This window comes from Citrobacter sp. W9 (genome assembly GCF_026719375.1).
Taxonomy (GTDB): Bacteria; Pseudomonadota; Gammaproteobacteria; order Enterobacterales; family Enterobacteriaceae; genus Citrobacter; species Citrobacter werkmanii.
Genome location: NZ_JAPPTE010000008.1, coordinates 149,582 through 166,130 on the forward strand (window position 1 = coordinate 149,582; position 16,549 = coordinate 166,130).

A 16,549-nucleotide genomic window follows, 5' to 3' on the forward strand; every position below is an offset into this window, starting at 1 on the left:
TCAGGGGAGATCAATGGACGATCGATTGCTTGATGATTATCTGCAAGAGCTACGATGGCTGCGAACCGCCAGCGGTGAATTCGCTCGTCGGCATCCGCATGTTGCTTCCCGACTGCGGCTGAGTGAATTCGATTGCCCGGATCCCCATGTTGAACGACTTCTGGAAGGCTTTGCGTTGCAAAGCGCCAGGCTGCATCAGCGTCTTGATGACGGCTTTGGTGAGCTATGCGACTCGCTACTGGAACAGCTCTCTCCCCATTTGTTACGCCCTTTTCCTTCTTGCGCAACCGCTTGTTTTACCGCCGATCCGCTGGCGGGCGATCTGAGTCAGGGCTACATGCTTCCTGCCGGAACGCCGTTATACGCGCAAACGGAAAGTGGAGAAACGGTCTGGTGGCGCACGGCATTGGCGCAAACGCTATGGCCTATCGAGATTGAAAATGTTGTCTGGTGTGATGCCGCACAAGCCCGGCAGTTGAGCGGAATGGCGCAGGCGCGTGGCGCATTGCGTATTCAGCTACGCTGCCTGCCGCCGCATCAGTTCTCAATGTTGGCGGTAACACAGTTGCGCATTCATCTCAGCGGTTCGCCGCAAATCAATGCCACGCTGTTTGATTTGTTATACGCCCATGTCATTGGGCCGCTGCGCCCACATCCCATTGGCCTGCTGAATGCCGAAAAGATTTTGCCCAGCGAACCGGGCGTAGAGTCCAGCGTGCTGGCGCTCAGTGCCTGGATGAATTGTCCGCAGACGCTGATGTATTTTGATTTACCGCTGCCGTCGACGGGCGAGGGCGACAGTATCACGGTGTGTATCCCTTTCGACAATGCTCCACAGGCAGCACAGCATATTAAACCTGGCGATATTCGTCTGGGCTGCGTGCCGGTAATAAACCTTTTCACTCGCACCTCAGAGCCGCTGTTTGTCGAACATACCCAGAGCGAACATCGGCTGGTCGCCGATCATCATGACAAAAATGTGCACATCTACCGCGTACAGGCGCTGTGGATGAGTCGCCGTGAGAAAGCCTGGCGCGTTCCTGCGTACTACTCAGCCCAGGGACATAGCGAGGCCCGCTGGTTCTGGTATGCACGGCGTCACCGCCACCAGGGGAATGCGCTGTGGCTAACGCTGGTGGACAGTCGTTTTGACCCGTATGTGGCGGATGAAGAAACCAGTCTGACGGCAACGCTCTGGTGCAGCAACGGTGAGCAGGCCGCACAACTTACAGCGGGAACGCCATTGACCTTCGAAGTGCCGGGCCCGGTTGCGCAAGTACATTTACTGGGTACGCCGACCACGCCTTCTGAGCCAGCATTACAGCGAGACACGCGCTGGAAGTTGCTTTCCTCGCTGGCGCTCAATCACCTGTCGCTAGTGGAAGGCGAGATGGCGCTGGCGTCGCTGAAAGAGCTGCTGGCGCTGTATGCCCCTTCCGCCGCGTCACCCGCCGTCTGGCAACAGATTAATGGTATTCGCGAGATGCGTTGCCAACGGGTCAGTGAGCATCGGGGAGGTGATGCCTGGCGCGGTTGGCATAACGGCATCCGGGTGACGTTAGCCCTTGAACCACAATCATTTACTGGCAATAGCCGACTGCTATTTGCCGGCATCATCGCCCGTTTTCTGGCTCGCAATGCCACCGCGAACTGCTTTGTTCGTACGGTATTGCAGGAAGATGGAGAGGAACTGTCGCTATGGACAGAAGCCGAACAGACCGCGCTGATAGCGTAATCGCCCAATTGCGGCGCGAGCCGTGGCGCTTTTCGCTCGAGCAGTGTATCCGCATCTTACGGGCGAGCGGTGAAACGCCCGCGCTGCGGGGGGAACTGGGGCTGGCGTTCACGCCTGCGGAGGTGTCGCTGCGCGACGGTACCCTTCAGGTCCACAGCCTGGGGCCGGGCGGAGCCGATGGGGTGCTGCCCTACGGCTGGCTGGAATGGCTGCAACAGGCGGCGCAGGATAAAAACAGCGCGTCGCAGGACTTTATTCATCTGTTTCAACAGCGCTTGATTCAACATCACTGCCGTAGCCTGAGCCTGTATCGGCTGGCAACGCCTTACGCCAGGCGAGAAGATGCGCCGGGGTTTACGTTGATGCGGGTGCTGTGTGGTTTTGATCTGGATGCCGTAAAAAAGCCTCAGTCTGGGCAGCTACAGCGTCTGCTGTCGCAAAGCAGCGGGCTGGCGAATCGTCGGCGTTCAACGGCGGGATTTGTGGCGCTGGTGGCGGCAACGCTCGGTATCACCGTCCATATTGAGGAGTTTATCGGGCGCTGGCAATCCTTGCCGCTGGCGTCTCAAAGCCGGACCGGGTGTCGGCTGGGGCGCAATAGCGTCGCCGGTCGGCGAATATGGAATCAGCATGCGGCGCTACGGGTGCATCTGTGTGCGGAAAATGCCGCGCAGTGGCGAACATTTTTACCTGGCGGACGGGGATTTATTCAACTGAGCAAATTAGCGGAAATCTGGTTTGGTGCGGGAATAACGCTGGAATTGATGATGCGCGCAACCCTGACTCTGGATCATCGCTTAACCCGCGTTGCACCGCCGCGTCTGGGTTATACCGCGCAACTGGCAGGGCGCAAGCCCGCCATGTTCCATTGCCAACAGCATCTTGAGGAGAACAGTAAATGGATTTGAAAGCGCTGGTAAAACGACTGAACCCAATTTGTTTTCGTGCGCTGGAACAGGCCGCCGAACGCAGCCGGGCGCAGGGACACTGGTTCGTTGAGCCGGAGCATATGCTGCTGGCTTTACTGGATGATGAACACTGTGATTTAGCGTATTGCCTGAGCAACGCGGCGATCTCCACCGATACGTTACGTGAAGAGATCCAGCGTGCTCAGGCGCAGTTCAAAACGGGCTGTACGCGGATGCCGGTGTTTTCCGTACACCTGATAGAGCTACTGGAAGGGGCGATTTTGCAGGCGACGTTCCAGCGTATTCCTCTGGTTCGTTCGGCCTTATTGCTCCTGACCTTACTCACCCGAGAACGGCTGCGTACCCAGTTGGCGCAGGGAATGCCACTATTGTTACAGCTTCCGGCTGCGGAGCTGGAAAGCCAGTGGCAGAACTGGTGTCGCAACTCCGTTGAGGAGGCTGCAGACCCTGACAAGGGCGAATCCCCGAAGCGTGAAGGCGGGGTTCTGGATCAATATACGCACGATCTGACGCGTGACGCGCGGGAAGGGCGGATCGATCCGATCATCGGGCGCGACGCGGAGATCCGCCAGTGTATCGACATCCTGCTGCGTCGCAGGCAGAACAACCCGATCCTGGTGGGTGCGCCAGGTGTGGGCAAAACCGCCGTCGCAGAAGGGCTGGCGCTGCGCATCGCCGAAGCCAGCGTGCCTCCGCCGTTGCGTGATGTCGCTCTGCTGGCGCTCGATCTTGGCTTGTTGCAGGCGGGAGCGGGCGTGAAAGGTGAATTTGAGCAGCGACTAAAAGGCGTCATTGACGCCGTTAAAAAATCCCCGCAGCCGATCATTTTATTTATCGACGAAGCCCACACGCTGATTGGCGCGGGCGGCGCCGAGGGGGGTAATGATGCCGCCAACCTGCTGAAACCGGCGCTGGCACGTGGTGAACTGCGTACCATCGCCGCCACCACCTGGCAGGAGTACAAAAAATATTTCGAGAAAGATCCGGCGCTGGACCGGCGTTTTCAGCGTATCCAGATCGAGGAACCGGACGAGAACAGCGCGGTAATCATGCTGCGGGCGGTGGCCGATAAACTGGAGGCGCATCACGGCGTGCAAATTCTGGATACGGCGATCCGCGAGGCGGTGCGCCTCTCGCAGCGCTATATCTCTGGTCGCCAGTTGCCGGACAAAGCGATCAGCGTGCTCGACACCGCCTGCGCGCGGGTGGCGCTGGCGCAGCATGATGTGCCGCCCCAGCTTGAGGAGATCCGTCAGCATCTGGCGGCCATTGAAGAAGAGAGCGAACGTCTGAATCGTGAGCTGCTGGTGGGCGTCGATCATCACGATCGACTGTGTGAACTGGAAGCGCAGGCGGAAAAACTCCACCAGCAGGCGCGGGAGGTGGAGGAGCGCTGGCAGGACGAGCGCCAGCGGGTCGGCGAGCTACAGGCCGCCCGTCAGCGAATGCTGGATCTCAGCGTGCGGCTGGAAGAGGATGATGAACTGGAAGAGGAACTGGTTGAGTGCGCCGCGCTGATCGGCAAACTGGAAACTGCCGCCGCCCAGCTACGTGACGAAGTGCCGCTGGTGCCGGACTGCGTCGATCCCGCCACGGTGGCTTCGGTGATCAGCGGCTGGACCGGGATCCCAATCGGCCAGATGCAGACCGATGAAGCCCACGCCCTGCGCACGCTGGTTACACGGATGAGCGAACGGGTAATGGGACAACAGGCAGCGCTGGAGACCATCGCCCAACGTCTGCGCGCCTATCGCAGCGGCCTGACCGACCCGCAAAAGCCGGTCGGCGTGTTCCTGCTGGTGGGGCCAACCGGCGTGGGTAAAACCGAAACCGCCTATGCGCTGGCCGATGCTTTGTACGGCGGCGAACGCAATCTGATCACCATTAACCTGTCGGAATATCAGGAGGCGCATACCGTCAGCCAGCTCAAAGGCGCGCCGCCGGGCTACGTCGGTTATGGCAGCGGCGGGGCGTTAACCGAAGCCGTGCGCCGTCGACCTTATTCGGTGGTACTGCTCGACGAAATCGAAAAAGCGCACCCGGACGTGCTGGAGGCGTTTTATAACGTTTTCGACAAAGGGGTAATGGAAGATGGCACCGGGTTGATTGTTGATTTTAAAAACACGGTGATGCTGGCGACCAGCAACGTCGGCGCGGAATTAATTCTCGACACGCCAGCGGCTGAATTAAACAGCGAGCGCTTTAACGAGGCATTGCGCGAGGAGTTATTAAAACATTTCCGCCCGGCGTTTTTAGCAAGGATGACCACGGTGGTCTATCGGGCATTGGATGAAAAAATATTAAAAGGCATTGTGCTGGCGAAGCTGGAGAAATTAGCTCAGCGGTATTTTGTGGCGACGGGGGAGAAATTAAATATGGAGGATGGGCTGGTAGAAAGGGTTATGGAGAAATGTAAGGGCGCCGGAGCCAGGGATGTTGAGAATCTGGTGGTTGGGGAAGTGATGGGTAAAAATGAATAGGAGCTATTATGCCTTTAACACCAACATATACATCAACAAATATTCGAGGGATGGATCTGCCTTATACTGCTGAAGCTATTTTAGTTTATAATAATATGGATAAAGGTTCTACAGCTGATCAAAAAATAAAACCACCTGGTTTTATTAATGGTGGATGCCCTTATCATCACCAGAGAGGCCATATGATAGGCATGAAATTAGGTGGTGACGGGGGGGATGCAAGAAACCTTGTTACGCTTATTGACGGTACTAATCATCCTTTTATGTATGATTTTGAAGAGAGAGTATTTAAACATGTTAAAGCAAATCCCGGGATGAAATTCATTTATAAGGTAACTGCAAATTATGACGCTTCAAAATATGTACCTGTGCCGACAAGCTTAACCCATTATGGTTCTCCATTAGGAGCAATGGGAAATCCATATTGCCCATTTCCATGCCCTGAATCTTTATCTATTGAATTTTTTCAAATAAACACATCTGTAATGATCCTCGATGTACCTTCTTTGAGTAGACTTGGTGACGCAGTTATTATCCCTAATGGGATATATAAACATCATGAAGGTAGTGCTGCACATATAAGTAAAGGGTGTTTTGCTGCATAGTTTAATGAGGAATTAATATAATCAGCTACTTTAACTGTAGTGAATGACTTCATTGTGTTCTCTAAAACCAACAGCAAACAAAATATACAGATTGGGCGAGGGTAATTCTTAATACTATTAAGATGCCTTTAATGGTACTTTTAAAGGATCTTTTATGGCCTATACTAAAACCTCACTAAAGAGGAAAAAACCATGCCATTTTATATCCTGACCAAGACCGCTGCCAGCATTACCGATCTGAAACGTAACCCAATGGGAACGGTAAACGCCGGGGAGGGTGAAGCGGTGGCGATTTTGAACCGCAATGAGCCTGCGTTCTACTGCGTGCCGCCTGCGGTTTATGCCTATCTTCTGGAGCTGGCAGAAGACGCCGAACTTACCCGCATTGCCGACGAGCGTGAAGGTGGAAAGCGAATAAAGGTGTCTTTAAATGATCTGTAATCACGTTATTTTGAATGCAGAACCGCCGGATGGTGGCTTCGCCTTATCCGGCCTACAAAGGCTGCATATTCAGTAGGCCCGCGTAAGCGTAGCGCCACCGGGCATTACGTACTCTACAAATATAAAAGGAATTTCCCATGTCAGATTCCACCATCATCAAACTCACCGCCCCGGCGCTAACCGGTCTTACCGCCGCCACCGCGTACAACGAATCACAGCTTAACGGCCTGACCACCGCCACCATCGCTGGAACCACCTCCGCGCCGTTAACCTTAGACAGCGCGCTGGCCACCCATCTGACCGCCACCATCAACAACGCCAGCTACGACGGGCTGATTGCCGAGGCGCACCAGCTCCCCGCCACCGCTAACGCCGATCGCTACCAGTTTGTCCTGCGTCCCTGGCTGTGGTGGCTGACGCTTGCCAGTAACAACCGTGTGTTCCAGAACCTCAGCGCGCAGGAGATCGTCGAGCAGGTGTTTAAGGACGGCGGTTTTAGCGACTATAAATTCCAGCTCAAAACCAAACCGGCAAAACGCGAATACTGCCTGCAATATAACGAAAGCGATTTTAATTTTGTCTCGCGCCTGCTGGAGCAGGAGGGGATCTTCTGGTTCTTCACCTATGAAGCGGGCAAGCACACCCTGGTGCTGGCGGATGATAACAGCGCTTTTCTGCCGATACCTGGCGACAAAAAAGTGAAGTATCAGGCCGCAGCAAGCGGCGCACGGGAAACCGGGATGATTCGCTCGGCAGAACTGCATTTACAGGCCACCGCCCAGGGCTTCCAGAGCAGGGATTTTAACTACGAACAACCAAAAGCGGCGCTGTTTTCGCAGGCCGGTGAGAAGAAGGGCGGGATGCAGTATCAGCATCCGGGGCGTTTTAGCGTTAAAGCCGAAGGCGACGCGCTGACGGCGTGGAAGGTTAACGCCCTGAAAGCGCAGGCGAAACAGCTGGTCGGTGAAAGCGACTGCGCGGCGTTGATGGCCGGGCACTGGTTTACGCTAACCGATCATGACGACAAATCTCTGAACATCGACTGGCTAATCACCGCCGTTAGCCACGAGTACGACGGTGAACGCTATCGCAACCGCTTCACTGCTATTCCAAAGGCCACGCCGTATCGCCCCCTCGCCGTGACGCCACAGCCCTTTATGCATACGCAAACGGCGACGGTGGTGGGTAAAAGCGGCGAGGAGATCTGGACCGACAAACTTGGTCGGGTGAAGGTGCAGTTCCCATGGGACAGAGAGGGCAAAAGCGACGAAACCAGCTCCTGCTGGCTGCGGGTGGCGACGGCGTGGAGCGGCAACGGCTTCGGCGCGCAGTTTATCCCGCGCATCGGTCAGGAAGTGGTGGTGAGCTTTATCGACGGCGACCCGGATAAACCGCTGATTACCGGCTGCGTCTACAACGGCGCGAATGCGCTGCCGTACGCACTTCCGGCGAACCAGACCCAGTCGGGCATTAAAACCAAAAGTGAAAAAGGCTTCAACGAACTACGCTTCGACGACAAAAAAGATGCCGAGCTGCTGGCGATGCAGGCGCAAAAAGACTTCCAGCTTACCGTTCTTAACGACAGCAAAACGACTATCAGCCATGACGACATTCAGAACGTCAAAAACGACCGCACGCGTACCGTTGAAGAGGGCAACGAAACCGTCACCCTAAAAAAAGGCAATCGTGCGGTGAAAATCGAAAAAGGCAGCGACACACTGGAGGTAAAAGAGAAGCGCAGCGTGACGGTGAAAGGCGATCAGGAGTACGCCATCGACGGCAACGAGACGCATAAGGTAAAGGGCAACTATACGCTGAACGTCGATGGCAACCTGACGATTAAGGTCAGCGGTACACTAACTCTCGAGAGCGGTAAAACGTTGGACATCAAGAGCGGGTCGGGTCTTAACGCCAGCGCGTCGGGCAGCATGAAGCTGGATGCCACCAGCATAGCCAGTGAAGCGAAAGCCTCGCTGACCCAGAAAGCCGCAACCATCAGCCACGAAGCAAAAGCCACGCTCACCAGCAAAGCCAGCGCGACCCAAACGGTGGATGGTGGCGGGATGCTGATGATTAAAGGTGGCCTGGTGAAGATTAACTGATGAGCGATACGCAGGAATATCACCTGGATAACACCCTGCTACGGGCAAATCTTGCGAACGACCAGCTAAACGGTGAGACGAGAATTGAAGAGAACGGACGCCTGCTGGCAGTTTTGCGATATCAACAGGGGGCGCTGCATGGGATAATGGAGCGCTGGCATCCTAACGGTCAGCTAGCTATGCAGCAGGCGTACCGTGAGGGCAGGCCGGACGGTATTGCTCGTTACTTCTCGGAAAATGGCGAGCTACTGCGAGAAGAGCAGTGGCTTGACGGCCTGCTGCACGGCGAATGCCGCAGCTTTTATCCTTCCGGGCAGCTACAGCAGCGTGAGCAGTGGTGTCAGGGGTTGCGTCACCAGCTCAGCGAACAGTTCTATCCGGACGGCTCGCTTGCCCAGCGTCTCTGTTACGAAAAGGGGATACTGAAAGGGGAAGCGGAGCGCTGGCTGCCGGATGGGCGTGCCATTGATGCCCGTGGTAAAGCGCAATCGCGAATGAGTAAATGGACGGAGAGGCTGTGAACACGCCTCTCCTGAGTGATTTTATCGCAAATGATGCACGACCTGGTTGCTGCTACCGCGCCAGATCAGCGCCGGGTCTTTGAGGTCCTGCACAAATTTGCCATCAACCAGCACGTTGATGAGATCCACCACTTGCATCTGTGCGGCGTTGAGTTCATCGAGCTTGTAGCCGGTCCACACCCAGATATCTTTTCCCGGACACTCAGCGCGAATACGTTGTACCAGTTGCAGAATATCCGGCACGTTTTGCGGATGCAGCGGATCGCCGCCCGACAGCGAAATTCCCTGACGGTGAATACGCGTGTCGTTCAGATCGGCAATGATCTTATCTTCCATCTCTTTGGTAAACGGCTCGCCGGAATTGAGCCGCCAGGTGCTTTTGTTATAGCAACCGGGGCATTCGTGCACGCACCCTGACACAAACAGGGTGCATCGGGTTCCTGGGCCGTTGACGATATCGACAGGATAGTATTGATGGTAGCGCATAGAGGATGTCCAGAAAGCATGTAGGCCGGATAAGGTGCTTGCACCGCATCCGGCAACATTGTGATGCCTGATGGCGACGCGATTGCGTCTTATCAGGCCTACGGCCTTTGCAAACGGATATTAACCTATCTGCCCATTGCCTAAATGCTTAACGCGGCGCTTCACTTCTTCCTGCTTACCGGCGTTAAACGGACGTGCGTCCGGACTGCCTAAATAACCGCACACGCGGCGGGTGACCGACACGCGCGCGGCGTCGTGGTTACCACATTTCGGGCAGGTGAAGCCTTTACTGGTGCACTCGAACTCACCGGTAAAGCCGCACTCGTAGCATTCATCGATTGGCGTGTTGGTACCGTAATACGGCACGTGCTGATAGCTGTAATCCCAAACGTCTTCCAGCGCTTTCAGGTTGTGCTGAATATTCGGGTACTCGCCGTAGCAAATGAAGCCCCCGCTCGCCAGCGGCGGGTATGGCGCTTCGAAATCGATCTTGTCGTACGGGTTCACCTTTTTCTCCACGTCGAGGTGGAAGCTGTTGGTGTAGTAACCTTTGTCGGTTACGCCCGGCACCACGCCAAACTCGGCGGTATCCAGACGGCAGAAGCGGTCACACAGGTTTTCACTCGGCGTGCTGTACAGGCTAAAGCCATAGCCGGTCTCGTCTTTCCACTGATCGACCGCCTGACGCAGACGTTCCACAATGGCGATACCTTTGGCGCGCAGCTGCTCGCTGTCATAGACATGTTTGTCGCCAAACAGCGCGTTGATGGTCTCATGAATGCCGATGTAGCCCAGAGAGATAGAGGCGCGACCATTTTTAAAGATCTCAGACACGTCATCGTCCGCTTTCAGACGCACGCCGCAGGCACCTTCCATGTACAGAATGGGCGCAACGCGGGCTTTTACGCCTTCCAGACGCGCGATACGGGTCATCAGCGCTTTACGCGCCAGCACCAGACGGTCGTCGAGCAGTTTCCAGAAGGTGGCTTCATCGCCATGGGCTTCCAGCGCGATACGCGGCAGGTTGAGGCTGATAACGCCGAGGTTGTTGCGACCATCGTGAACCTGTTCGCCGTTCTCGTTTTCCCACACGCCGAGGAAGCTGCGGCAGCCCATTGGCGTTTTGAACGAACCGGTGACTTTGACCACCTGATCGTAATTCAGAATGTCCGGATACATACGCTTGCTCGCGCATTCCAGCGCCAGCTGCTTGATGTCGTAGTTCGGATCGCCAAACTTGTGGTTCAGACCATCGCGAATCGCGAACACCAGTTTCGGGAACACCGCGGTTTTACGGTTTTTACCGAGGCCAGCAATGCGGTTACGCAGAATAGACTGCTGGATCAAACGCGATTCCCAACTGGTGCCCAGGCCAAAACCAAAGGTGACGAACGGCGTCTGACCGTTGGCGGTATGCAGGGTGTTCACTTCATACTCAAGGGACTGGAAAGCGTCGTAGCACTCTTTTTCGGTACGGGAATGGGCATAACCGTCGGCGTCCGGGATCTGCCATTCTTCAGCGGTCTTGCGATGTTTATTAAAGCTCTCGGTCACGAACGGCGCGAGAACTTCATCAATACGGTTAATGGTAGTACCGCCATAAATATGGCTGGCAACCTGCGCGATAATCTGCGCGGTCACGGCGGTCGCGGTAGAGATGGATTTTGGCGGCTCAATCTCCGCGTTACCCATCTTAAAGCCCTGCGTCAGCATGCCTTTCAGGTCGATCAGCATGCAGTTAAACATCGGGAAGAACGGCGAGTAGTCGAGATCGTGATAGTGAATATCACCACGCTCGTGCGCCTGAACGACATCACGCGGCAGCAGGTGTTGGCGCGCATAGTGTTTGGCGACGATACCGGCCAGCAGATCGCGCTGGGTCGGGATCACTTTGCTGTCTTTGTTGGCGTTTTCGTTCAGCAGAGCAGAGTTGGTTTGCTCAACCAGACCACGAATCTCCTGGTTCAGACGGCCACGTTTTTCACGCTGGATATCACGGTCGTGGCGATATTCGATGTACGCACGGGCGAGTTGTTTGTACGGGCCAGACATCAGCTGGTTTTCTACCGCTGTCTGGATCTCGTTGATATCGACCTGGCTGCGCTCATTCATCAGGCTACTAACGACTTCTGCGACGGTGGCACAGTAATCTGCGTCATCGACTCCCGCTGCTTTAGCTGCACGCAGAATGGCTTCTTTGATGCGCTCTGATTTAAACGGCACTTTACAGCCATCTCGTTTCATCACATGCGGTGTCATGATCACTCCATATTTATAAGAACAGGTTATCCACAGAGGTTGGGGAAGCGACCATGGCTTTATTCATCTCTATTGCCAATGACTTCCCGCAATCCTGACCCACGTTATCCACAATTCCACCGTGAAGCGGTGCATTGTAGTTGTAGCAATTATAGGCGATTAATACAACATATTGGGTCGGCGTGCATTTTAAGTTCTATATGTAGTGATTTGCATCAAGGATGTTTACGATTTTTTTGATGTAGCGCAAAGTAAAAATCGGAGCGTACAGATGACGGGCGCTACAGCCGATTGTAAATTACCCCTGGAAAATTCTGATTAATTATTCAGCAAAAACAGGAAGGTAAGCTGAGCGTAGGCGACAACGCCCGGCCACGCTATGCGTACCGGGCCTGAACATCATTGCAAGCTATTTTTGCACCCACCAGATGGCTTCAAAAGGACGCAGCGTCATGTCAACGGGTTGGCTGGCGACCTCGGCATAGTTGTGCATCAGCACCTGCCAGTTTCCGTCGGCATGCGTCGGTTGCCAGCTCTGGAAGGTATCGCTCAGGTTGGCAATAACCAGCAGCCGCCGTCCTTGCCATTCGCGCTGATAACACCATACGTGTGGGCTGTCTGGTAACAGATCCTGGTAATCGCCCCAGGTGATAACCGGCTCCGTTTTACGCAGGGCGATCAGCTTCTGATAGGTGTAAAACACAGAATCAGCATCATCAAGCGCCGCTGCAACGTTGATCTCGGCTGCGTTGTCACACAGATTGATCCACGGTTCGCCCGCGGTGAAACCCGCGTGTTGGCTGGCATCCCACTGCATTGGCGTGCGGCTGTTATCGCGGGATTTACTGGCGAGGATTGCCAGCAACTCTTCGGCATCGCGTCCCTGCCCGTTCAATTCGGCGAACATGTTATGGCTTTCTACATCGCGGTAATCGGTAATCTGGCGGAAGTGCGGGTTGGTCATGCCAATCTCTTCCCCCTGGTAGATATAGGGCGTGCCCTGCATACCGTGCAGCACCATCGCCAGCATTTTGGCGGCGGGCACACGGTATTTCCCTTCATCGCCAAAACGCGACACGATGCGCGGCTGATCGTGGTTACACCAGAACAGCGCATTCCATGCGACGTTGTGCATGCCCTGCTGCCAGTGGCGGAACAGAGTTTTGAGCGCCACGTAGTCCGGTTTGGCTAACGTCCATTTTTCCCCGTTGGGGTAATCCACCTTCAGGTGGTGGAAGTTAAAAGTCATCGACAGTTCGCTGCCGTCCAGCGCGGCGTATTGCTGACAGTTTTCCAGCGTGGTGGAAGACATTTCGCCGACTGTCATCAGGCTACGTGGGGTGAAAACGTCGCGGTTCATCTCGCGTAAAAACGCATGCGCGCGCGGACCGTCGGTATAAAAACGGCGACCATCGCCGTCGGGATCGTTCGGGAAGTCCTGATCTTTGGAGATAAGATTGACTACGTCGAGGCGCAGGCCGTCCACGCCGCGATCGGCCCAGAACTCGCACACTTTTTTCAGCTCGGCGCGTACCGCCGGGTTTTGCCAGTTCAGGTCGGCCTGCTCAGGGGCAAAGAGATGCAGATAATACTGCTCGCTTTCGGCGTGCCAGCCCCAGGCGCTGCCGCCAAATTTTGACTGCCAGTTGTTCGGCGGGGTGGTCGGTTCGCCGTCGCGCCAGAGATAAAACTGACGATACGGGCTGTCTTTATCCAGCGCCTCACGAAACCAGGCGTGCTGGGTTGAGGTGTGGTTAAACACCATATCCAGAATAATGCGTATGCCGCGCGCTTTCGCCGCTGCTACCAGTTCGTCAAAGTCTGCAAGCGTGCCGTAAGCCGGGTCAACTGACATGTAGTCGGCGACATCGTAGCCGTTATCAACCTGCGGCGAAATGTAGAACGGCGTCAGCCAGATAGCGTCCACGCCCAGCTTTTGCAGATAGCCGAGGCGCTGCGTTACGCCGCGCAAATCACCCGTGCCGCTGCCGGTGGTGTCCTGAAAACTCTTGGGATACACCTGATAGATAACGCCGTTTTGCCACCAGTGTGGAATATTCATTGCTGTTTCCTGGAGATACGATGGGGCGCAACTGCGCCCCGAAGAAAAGTTACACAATCTGTAATGTGCCCTGACGGTATTTACGCTGGTAGACGAATGAGGTCAGTACCATCGGGATAACGATCGCGATGACCATCGCCATGCCAAACACCTGCCAGTAAGTCGGCTGAATGGAGAGGATACCCGGCAGGCCGCCGACGCCAATGCCGTTCGCCATCACGCCGTTCAGGCCGCACAGCAGACCGGCGAGACCGGAGCCGATCATCGCGCACAGCATCGGGAAGCGGTATTTCAGGTTGATCCCGTACATCGCCGGTTCCGTTACCCCGAGATAAGCCGAGATCGCCGCAGGTACTGATATTTCGCGTTCATTGTGTTTGCGGCTGGAGATAATGATGCCGACCACCGCAGAAGCCTGAGCGATGTTTGACAGCGCAATCAGCGGCCATACCGGCGTACCGCCCATGCTCTGGATCATCTGCATGTCGATAGCCAGCGTGGTCTGGTGTACGCCGGTGATCACCAGCGGCGCATACAGGAAGCCGAACAGCGCCGCGCCAATCGGCGCAAAGCCGCCGGTCATCAGATGACGAACCGCGAACGCCACGCCGTCGCCGATCATGCGGCCAAACGGACCGATAAACGCGTGTGCAAGGAACACAGCGAGGATCAGCGAGCACACCGGGACGATCACCAGATACAGATAATCCGGGACGATGCGTTTCATGCGCGTTTCAATAAACCCGAGCGCCAGGCCAGCCAGCAGGGCCGGGATAACCTGCGCCTGGTAGCCCACTTTCTCTATGCTGAACAGGCCGAAGTTCCACACTTCCGGCACCTGTTGACCGAGCAGATAGGCGTTCATCAGCTGCGGCGAAACCAGGGTCACACCCAGCACAATACCGAGGATCGGCGTACCGCCCATTTTCTTCACCGCTGACCAGCAGATCCCGACAGGCAGATAGAAGAAGATCGCTTCGCCAATCAGCCACAGGAAGTCGTAGAGGGTTTTCAGCGACGGATGCATCTGCGCCAGCGTCTGCCCGTTACTCATTGGCAGATCGCCGATCACATTGCGAAAACCTAAGATCAAGCCGCCGCTAATCAGCGCTGGCAGCAGCGGGAAGAAGATCTCTGCAAAATGAGAAATGAGCTGTTCATGCCACTTCATGTTCTGCCGGGCGGCTTTTTTCGCCTGCTCTTTGTCGGCACTGGCCTGGCCGGTGGTCGCCAGCAGCGCTTTGTAGTAATCGCCCACCTCGGTGCCAATCACCACCTGAAACTGCCCGGCGTTGGTGAAGCAGCCTTTGACCATCGGCAACTGCTCTATCTCTTTTGGCCTGGCATTCGCAGGCTGATTCAGCACAAAACGCAGGCGAGTGATGCAGTGGCTCACCGTAGCGATATTGTCGCGCCCGCCTACCAGCTCAATCAGCCGGTCGATGTCTGCTTGTTTTATTTTGCTCATGATGACGTGTATTCCCCGTAGGCCGGATAAGACGCGTTAGGTCGCCATCCGGCAACTCCCGCGTTGTTGGCGCAAGAGTATATCTTCGATGAATATTTAAAAACGGGAACGTTCCCGAAACGCAGCGAAGATCACAAATTAGCGCTCAGAAAGCGATCAGGCGAGGGTGGAGGGAATAACGATTTGTCGCGGTTCGCTACGGCCGTTGATCTGCTCGATCAGCTGCGAGGCCGCTTGTCGTCCGGCTTCAGCGTAACCGGGATCGACGGTGATAATTTCCGGATGGAGGAATTTCATTAGCGGTGTGTTGCCCACACTCGCCAACTGCAGATTATCAATCCGCTGCTCCTGCAGATATTTGCTGACCCCAAGGGCAAGGGTATCCGTCGCACAGACTAAGGCGGTGGTTTCCGGGGTGATGACATTGGCAGCCTGCTCATAGCCCTGCTTCATGGCCAGGCCCGGTAGCGCGGCAACCGGATGCAGTTTGTGTTTCTTACAGAATGCCAGGTAGGCTTCATGACGGCGCTTACCGGTGGTCACGTCGCTATGGGGGACGCCAAGAAAGCTAATATGGCGGTGGTCGCGATCGTATAAACGCTGCATCAGGGTATGAATAGCGCCCTCATCGTCATAGCAGACGGAGGCAAAGCCTTTGGCATCTCTGGCCAGCAGCACCAGAGAATCCTGCCAGGAGGTGAGCATCGTTTCGGTAATGCCGGTAAAACCAAACAGCACCACACCGTCAATATTACGGCGTCTGAGCATGCCCAGATGTTCTTCGACCAGTTCAGGCGAGAACTGGCTTTCCATCATGATCGGATCGTAACCCTGTTCATAAAAAGCGGGCAGCATGGTCTGCACGGCGAGATTTTCTGAAAGAGAATCCAGGCGCGTGACGATAATCGCCACCACCTTGTCGCTTTGCCCACGCATGGCGCGTGCGGAGCGGGAAGGGGAAAAACCGTGCTGATTCATCACCGCTTCGACGCGTTCACGGGTACGTTCGCTGACGCCGCTTTCGTTGTTGAGAACGCGGGAAACCGTGGATTTCCCCACACCGCTTAAGCGGGCGATGTCTTTAATGGTCAGCCGATTTTGCATCCTGTTTTCCCGTGTCGCGTGTGAAGTTATGCCAAAAGAGAATAACTTTACTCAAGCACAGTGCAATGGGCAAAGTCTGGTATACGTTTGGTTTAGTTTCTATGCTTTATCATACCGCCATAATTGCCACAAACCTTATGGTTTTCTGCGTATAATCCGCGGCGCTTATCATTCACTTACCGGAGGCTATATGGATCCCGATCCCACCCCTCTCCCGAGACGGAGAAACAACACTTTCCGGTAAGCCTGTCTTTCACTGTCTTACCGGATGCGTAAGACAGTGACGTTCTGACGTCCCTGTTGTGATTTTAAAATTGCCATCAGGCAAGGCTTTGCCACGCCTGAAAGATTTACTGC

At 55.3% G+C, this 16,549-nt stretch carries 13 protein-coding genes; 8 read left to right on the forward strand and 5 right to left on the reverse strand.

Features of this window, described 5'->3' with window-relative positions; genetic code table 11:
• The first annotated feature begins 13 nt into the window (after window positions 1-13).
• From tssF to OOJ59_RS13950, 7 genes are all read left to right on the forward strand, one after another.
• Window positions 14-1,735, forward strand: coding sequence for a type VI secretion system baseplate subunit TssF (gene tssF, locus OOJ59_RS13920; protein WP_121529885.1), 1,722 nt, complete (start codon window positions 14-16; stop codon window positions 1,733-1,735).
• Window positions 1,699-2,643 (forward strand): type VI secretion system baseplate subunit TssG, encoded by a 945-nt coding sequence (locus OOJ59_RS13925; RefSeq protein WP_160955380.1) that lies wholly within the window; start codon window positions 1,699-1,701, stop codon window positions 2,641-2,643. Before tssF ends, OOJ59_RS13925 begins: the two co-directional genes overlap by 37 nt.
• Entirely contained in the window at window positions 2,634-5,144 is a 2,511-nt protein-coding gene (gene tssH, locus OOJ59_RS13930) for a type VI secretion system ATPase TssH (RefSeq protein WP_160955381.1), read from the forward strand. Before OOJ59_RS13925 ends, tssH begins: the two co-directional genes overlap by 10 nt.
• Window positions 5,145-5,152: 8 nt before the next feature.
• Window positions 5,153-5,749: a DNA/RNA non-specific endonuclease gene (locus tag OOJ59_RS13935; RefSeq protein ID WP_160955382.1), complete on the forward strand. Its 597-nt coding sequence runs from the start codon at window positions 5,153-5,155 to the stop codon at window positions 5,747-5,749.
• Window positions 5,750-5,941: 192 nt separating this feature from the next.
• Window positions 5,942-6,190, forward strand: a complete 249-nt coding sequence (locus tag OOJ59_RS13940; protein WP_087857466.1) for a type II toxin-antitoxin system Phd/YefM family antitoxin — start codon at window positions 5,942-5,944, stop codon at window positions 6,188-6,190.
• A gap of 137 nt (window positions 6,191-6,327) precedes the next feature.
• The gene (locus OOJ59_RS13945) at window positions 6,328-8,292 is read left to right on the forward strand and encodes a type VI secretion system Vgr family protein (RefSeq protein ID WP_160955383.1); all 1,965 of its coding nucleotides are present in this window, start codon (window positions 6,328-6,330) and stop codon (window positions 8,290-8,292) included.
• A complete protein-coding gene (locus OOJ59_RS13950) occupies window positions 8,292-8,813 on the forward strand; it encodes a toxin-antitoxin system YwqK family antitoxin (RefSeq protein WP_160955384.1) in 522 nt (173 codons plus the stop codon). The genes OOJ59_RS13945 and OOJ59_RS13950 overlap by 1 nt, the downstream gene beginning before the upstream one ends.
• A 21-nt stretch (window positions 8,814-8,834) precedes the next feature.
• Here the strand turns inward: OOJ59_RS13950 and nrdG are convergent, their stop codons facing one another.
• The 5 genes from nrdG to treR all read right to left on the reverse strand — a co-directional run bounded on the left by nrdG (window position 8,835) and on the right by treR (window position 16,192).
• Window positions 8,835-9,299, reverse strand: coding sequence for an anaerobic ribonucleoside-triphosphate reductase-activating protein (gene nrdG / locus OOJ59_RS13955; protein ID WP_069324767.1), 465 nt, complete (start codon window positions 9,297-9,299; stop codon window positions 8,835-8,837).
• A 120-nt stretch (window positions 9,300-9,419) separates the two neighbouring features.
• Window positions 9,420-11,558, reverse strand: a complete 2,139-nt coding sequence (nrdD, locus tag OOJ59_RS13960; protein ID WP_038636715.1) for an anaerobic ribonucleoside-triphosphate reductase — start codon at window positions 11,556-11,558, stop codon at window positions 9,420-9,422.
• 409 nt (window positions 11,559-11,967) lie between these two features.
• The gene (treC, locus tag OOJ59_RS13965) at window positions 11,968-13,620 is read right to left on the reverse strand and encodes an alpha,alpha-phosphotrehalase (protein WP_087857463.1); all 1,653 of its coding nucleotides are present in this window, start codon (window positions 13,618-13,620) and stop codon (window positions 11,968-11,970) included.
• A gap of 49 nt (window positions 13,621-13,669) precedes the next feature.
• On the reverse strand, window positions 13,670-15,088 hold the full coding sequence (gene treB / locus OOJ59_RS13970; protein WP_159121895.1) for a PTS trehalose transporter subunit IIBC: 1,419 nt from the start codon (window positions 15,086-15,088) through the stop codon (window positions 13,670-13,672).
• A 156-nt stretch (window positions 15,089-15,244) separates the two neighbouring features.
• The gene (gene treR / locus OOJ59_RS13975; RefSeq protein ID WP_038636723.1) at window positions 15,245-16,192 is read right to left on the reverse strand and encodes a trehalose operon repressor TreR; all 948 of its coding nucleotides are present in this window, start codon (window positions 16,190-16,192) and stop codon (window positions 15,245-15,247) included.
• Window positions 16,193-16,382: 190 nt separating this feature from the next.
• Here treR and mgtL point away from each other — a divergent pair, with 190 nt between their 5' ends.
• Window positions 16,383-16,436: a mgtA regulatory leader peptide MgtL gene (mgtL, locus tag OOJ59_RS28220; RefSeq protein WP_226809309.1), complete on the forward strand. Its 54-nt coding sequence runs from the start codon at window positions 16,383-16,385 to the stop codon at window positions 16,434-16,436.
• Window positions 16,437-16,549: the final 113 nt, after the last annotated feature.

Bases quoted from the DNA above. Each gene is read 5' to 3' on its own strand.
- tssF (WP_121529885.1), top strand. From the start codon at position 14: ATGGACGATCGATTGCTTGATGATTATCTGCAAGAGCTACGATGGCTG.
- OOJ59_RS13925 (WP_160955380.1), top strand. From the start codon at position 1,699: ATGGACAGAAGCCGAACAGACCGCGCTGATAGCGTAATCGCCCAATTG.
- tssH (WP_160955381.1), top strand. From the start codon at position 2,634: ATGGATTTGAAAGCGCTGGTAAAACGACTGAACCCAATTTGTTTTCGT.
- OOJ59_RS13935 (WP_160955382.1), top strand. From the start codon at position 5,153: ATGCCTTTAACACCAACATATACATCAACAAATATTCGAGGGATGGAT.
- OOJ59_RS13940 (WP_087857466.1), top strand. From the start codon at position 5,942: ATGCCATTTTATATCCTGACCAAGACCGCTGCCAGCATTACCGATCTG.
- OOJ59_RS13945 (WP_160955383.1), top strand. From the start codon at position 6,328: ATGTCAGATTCCACCATCATCAAACTCACCGCCCCGGCGCTAACCGGT.
- OOJ59_RS13950 (WP_160955384.1), top strand. From the start codon at position 8,292: ATGAGCGATACGCAGGAATATCACCTGGATAACACCCTGCTACGGGCA.
- nrdG (WP_069324767.1), bottom strand. From the start codon at position 9,299: ATGCGCTACCATCAATACTATCCTGTCGATATCGTCAACGGCCCAGGA.
- nrdD (WP_038636715.1), bottom strand. From the start codon at position 11,558: ATGACACCGCATGTGATGAAACGAGATGGCTGTAAAGTGCCGTTTAAA.
- treC (WP_087857463.1), bottom strand. From the start codon at position 13,620: ATGAATATTCCACACTGGTGGCAAAACGGCGTTATCTATCAGGTGTAT.
- treB (WP_159121895.1), bottom strand. From the start codon at position 15,088: ATGAGCAAAATAAAACAAGCAGACATCGACCGGCTGATTGAGCTGGTA.
- treR (WP_038636723.1), bottom strand. From the start codon at position 16,192: ATGCAAAATCGGCTGACCATTAAAGACATCGCCCGCTTAAGCGGTGTG.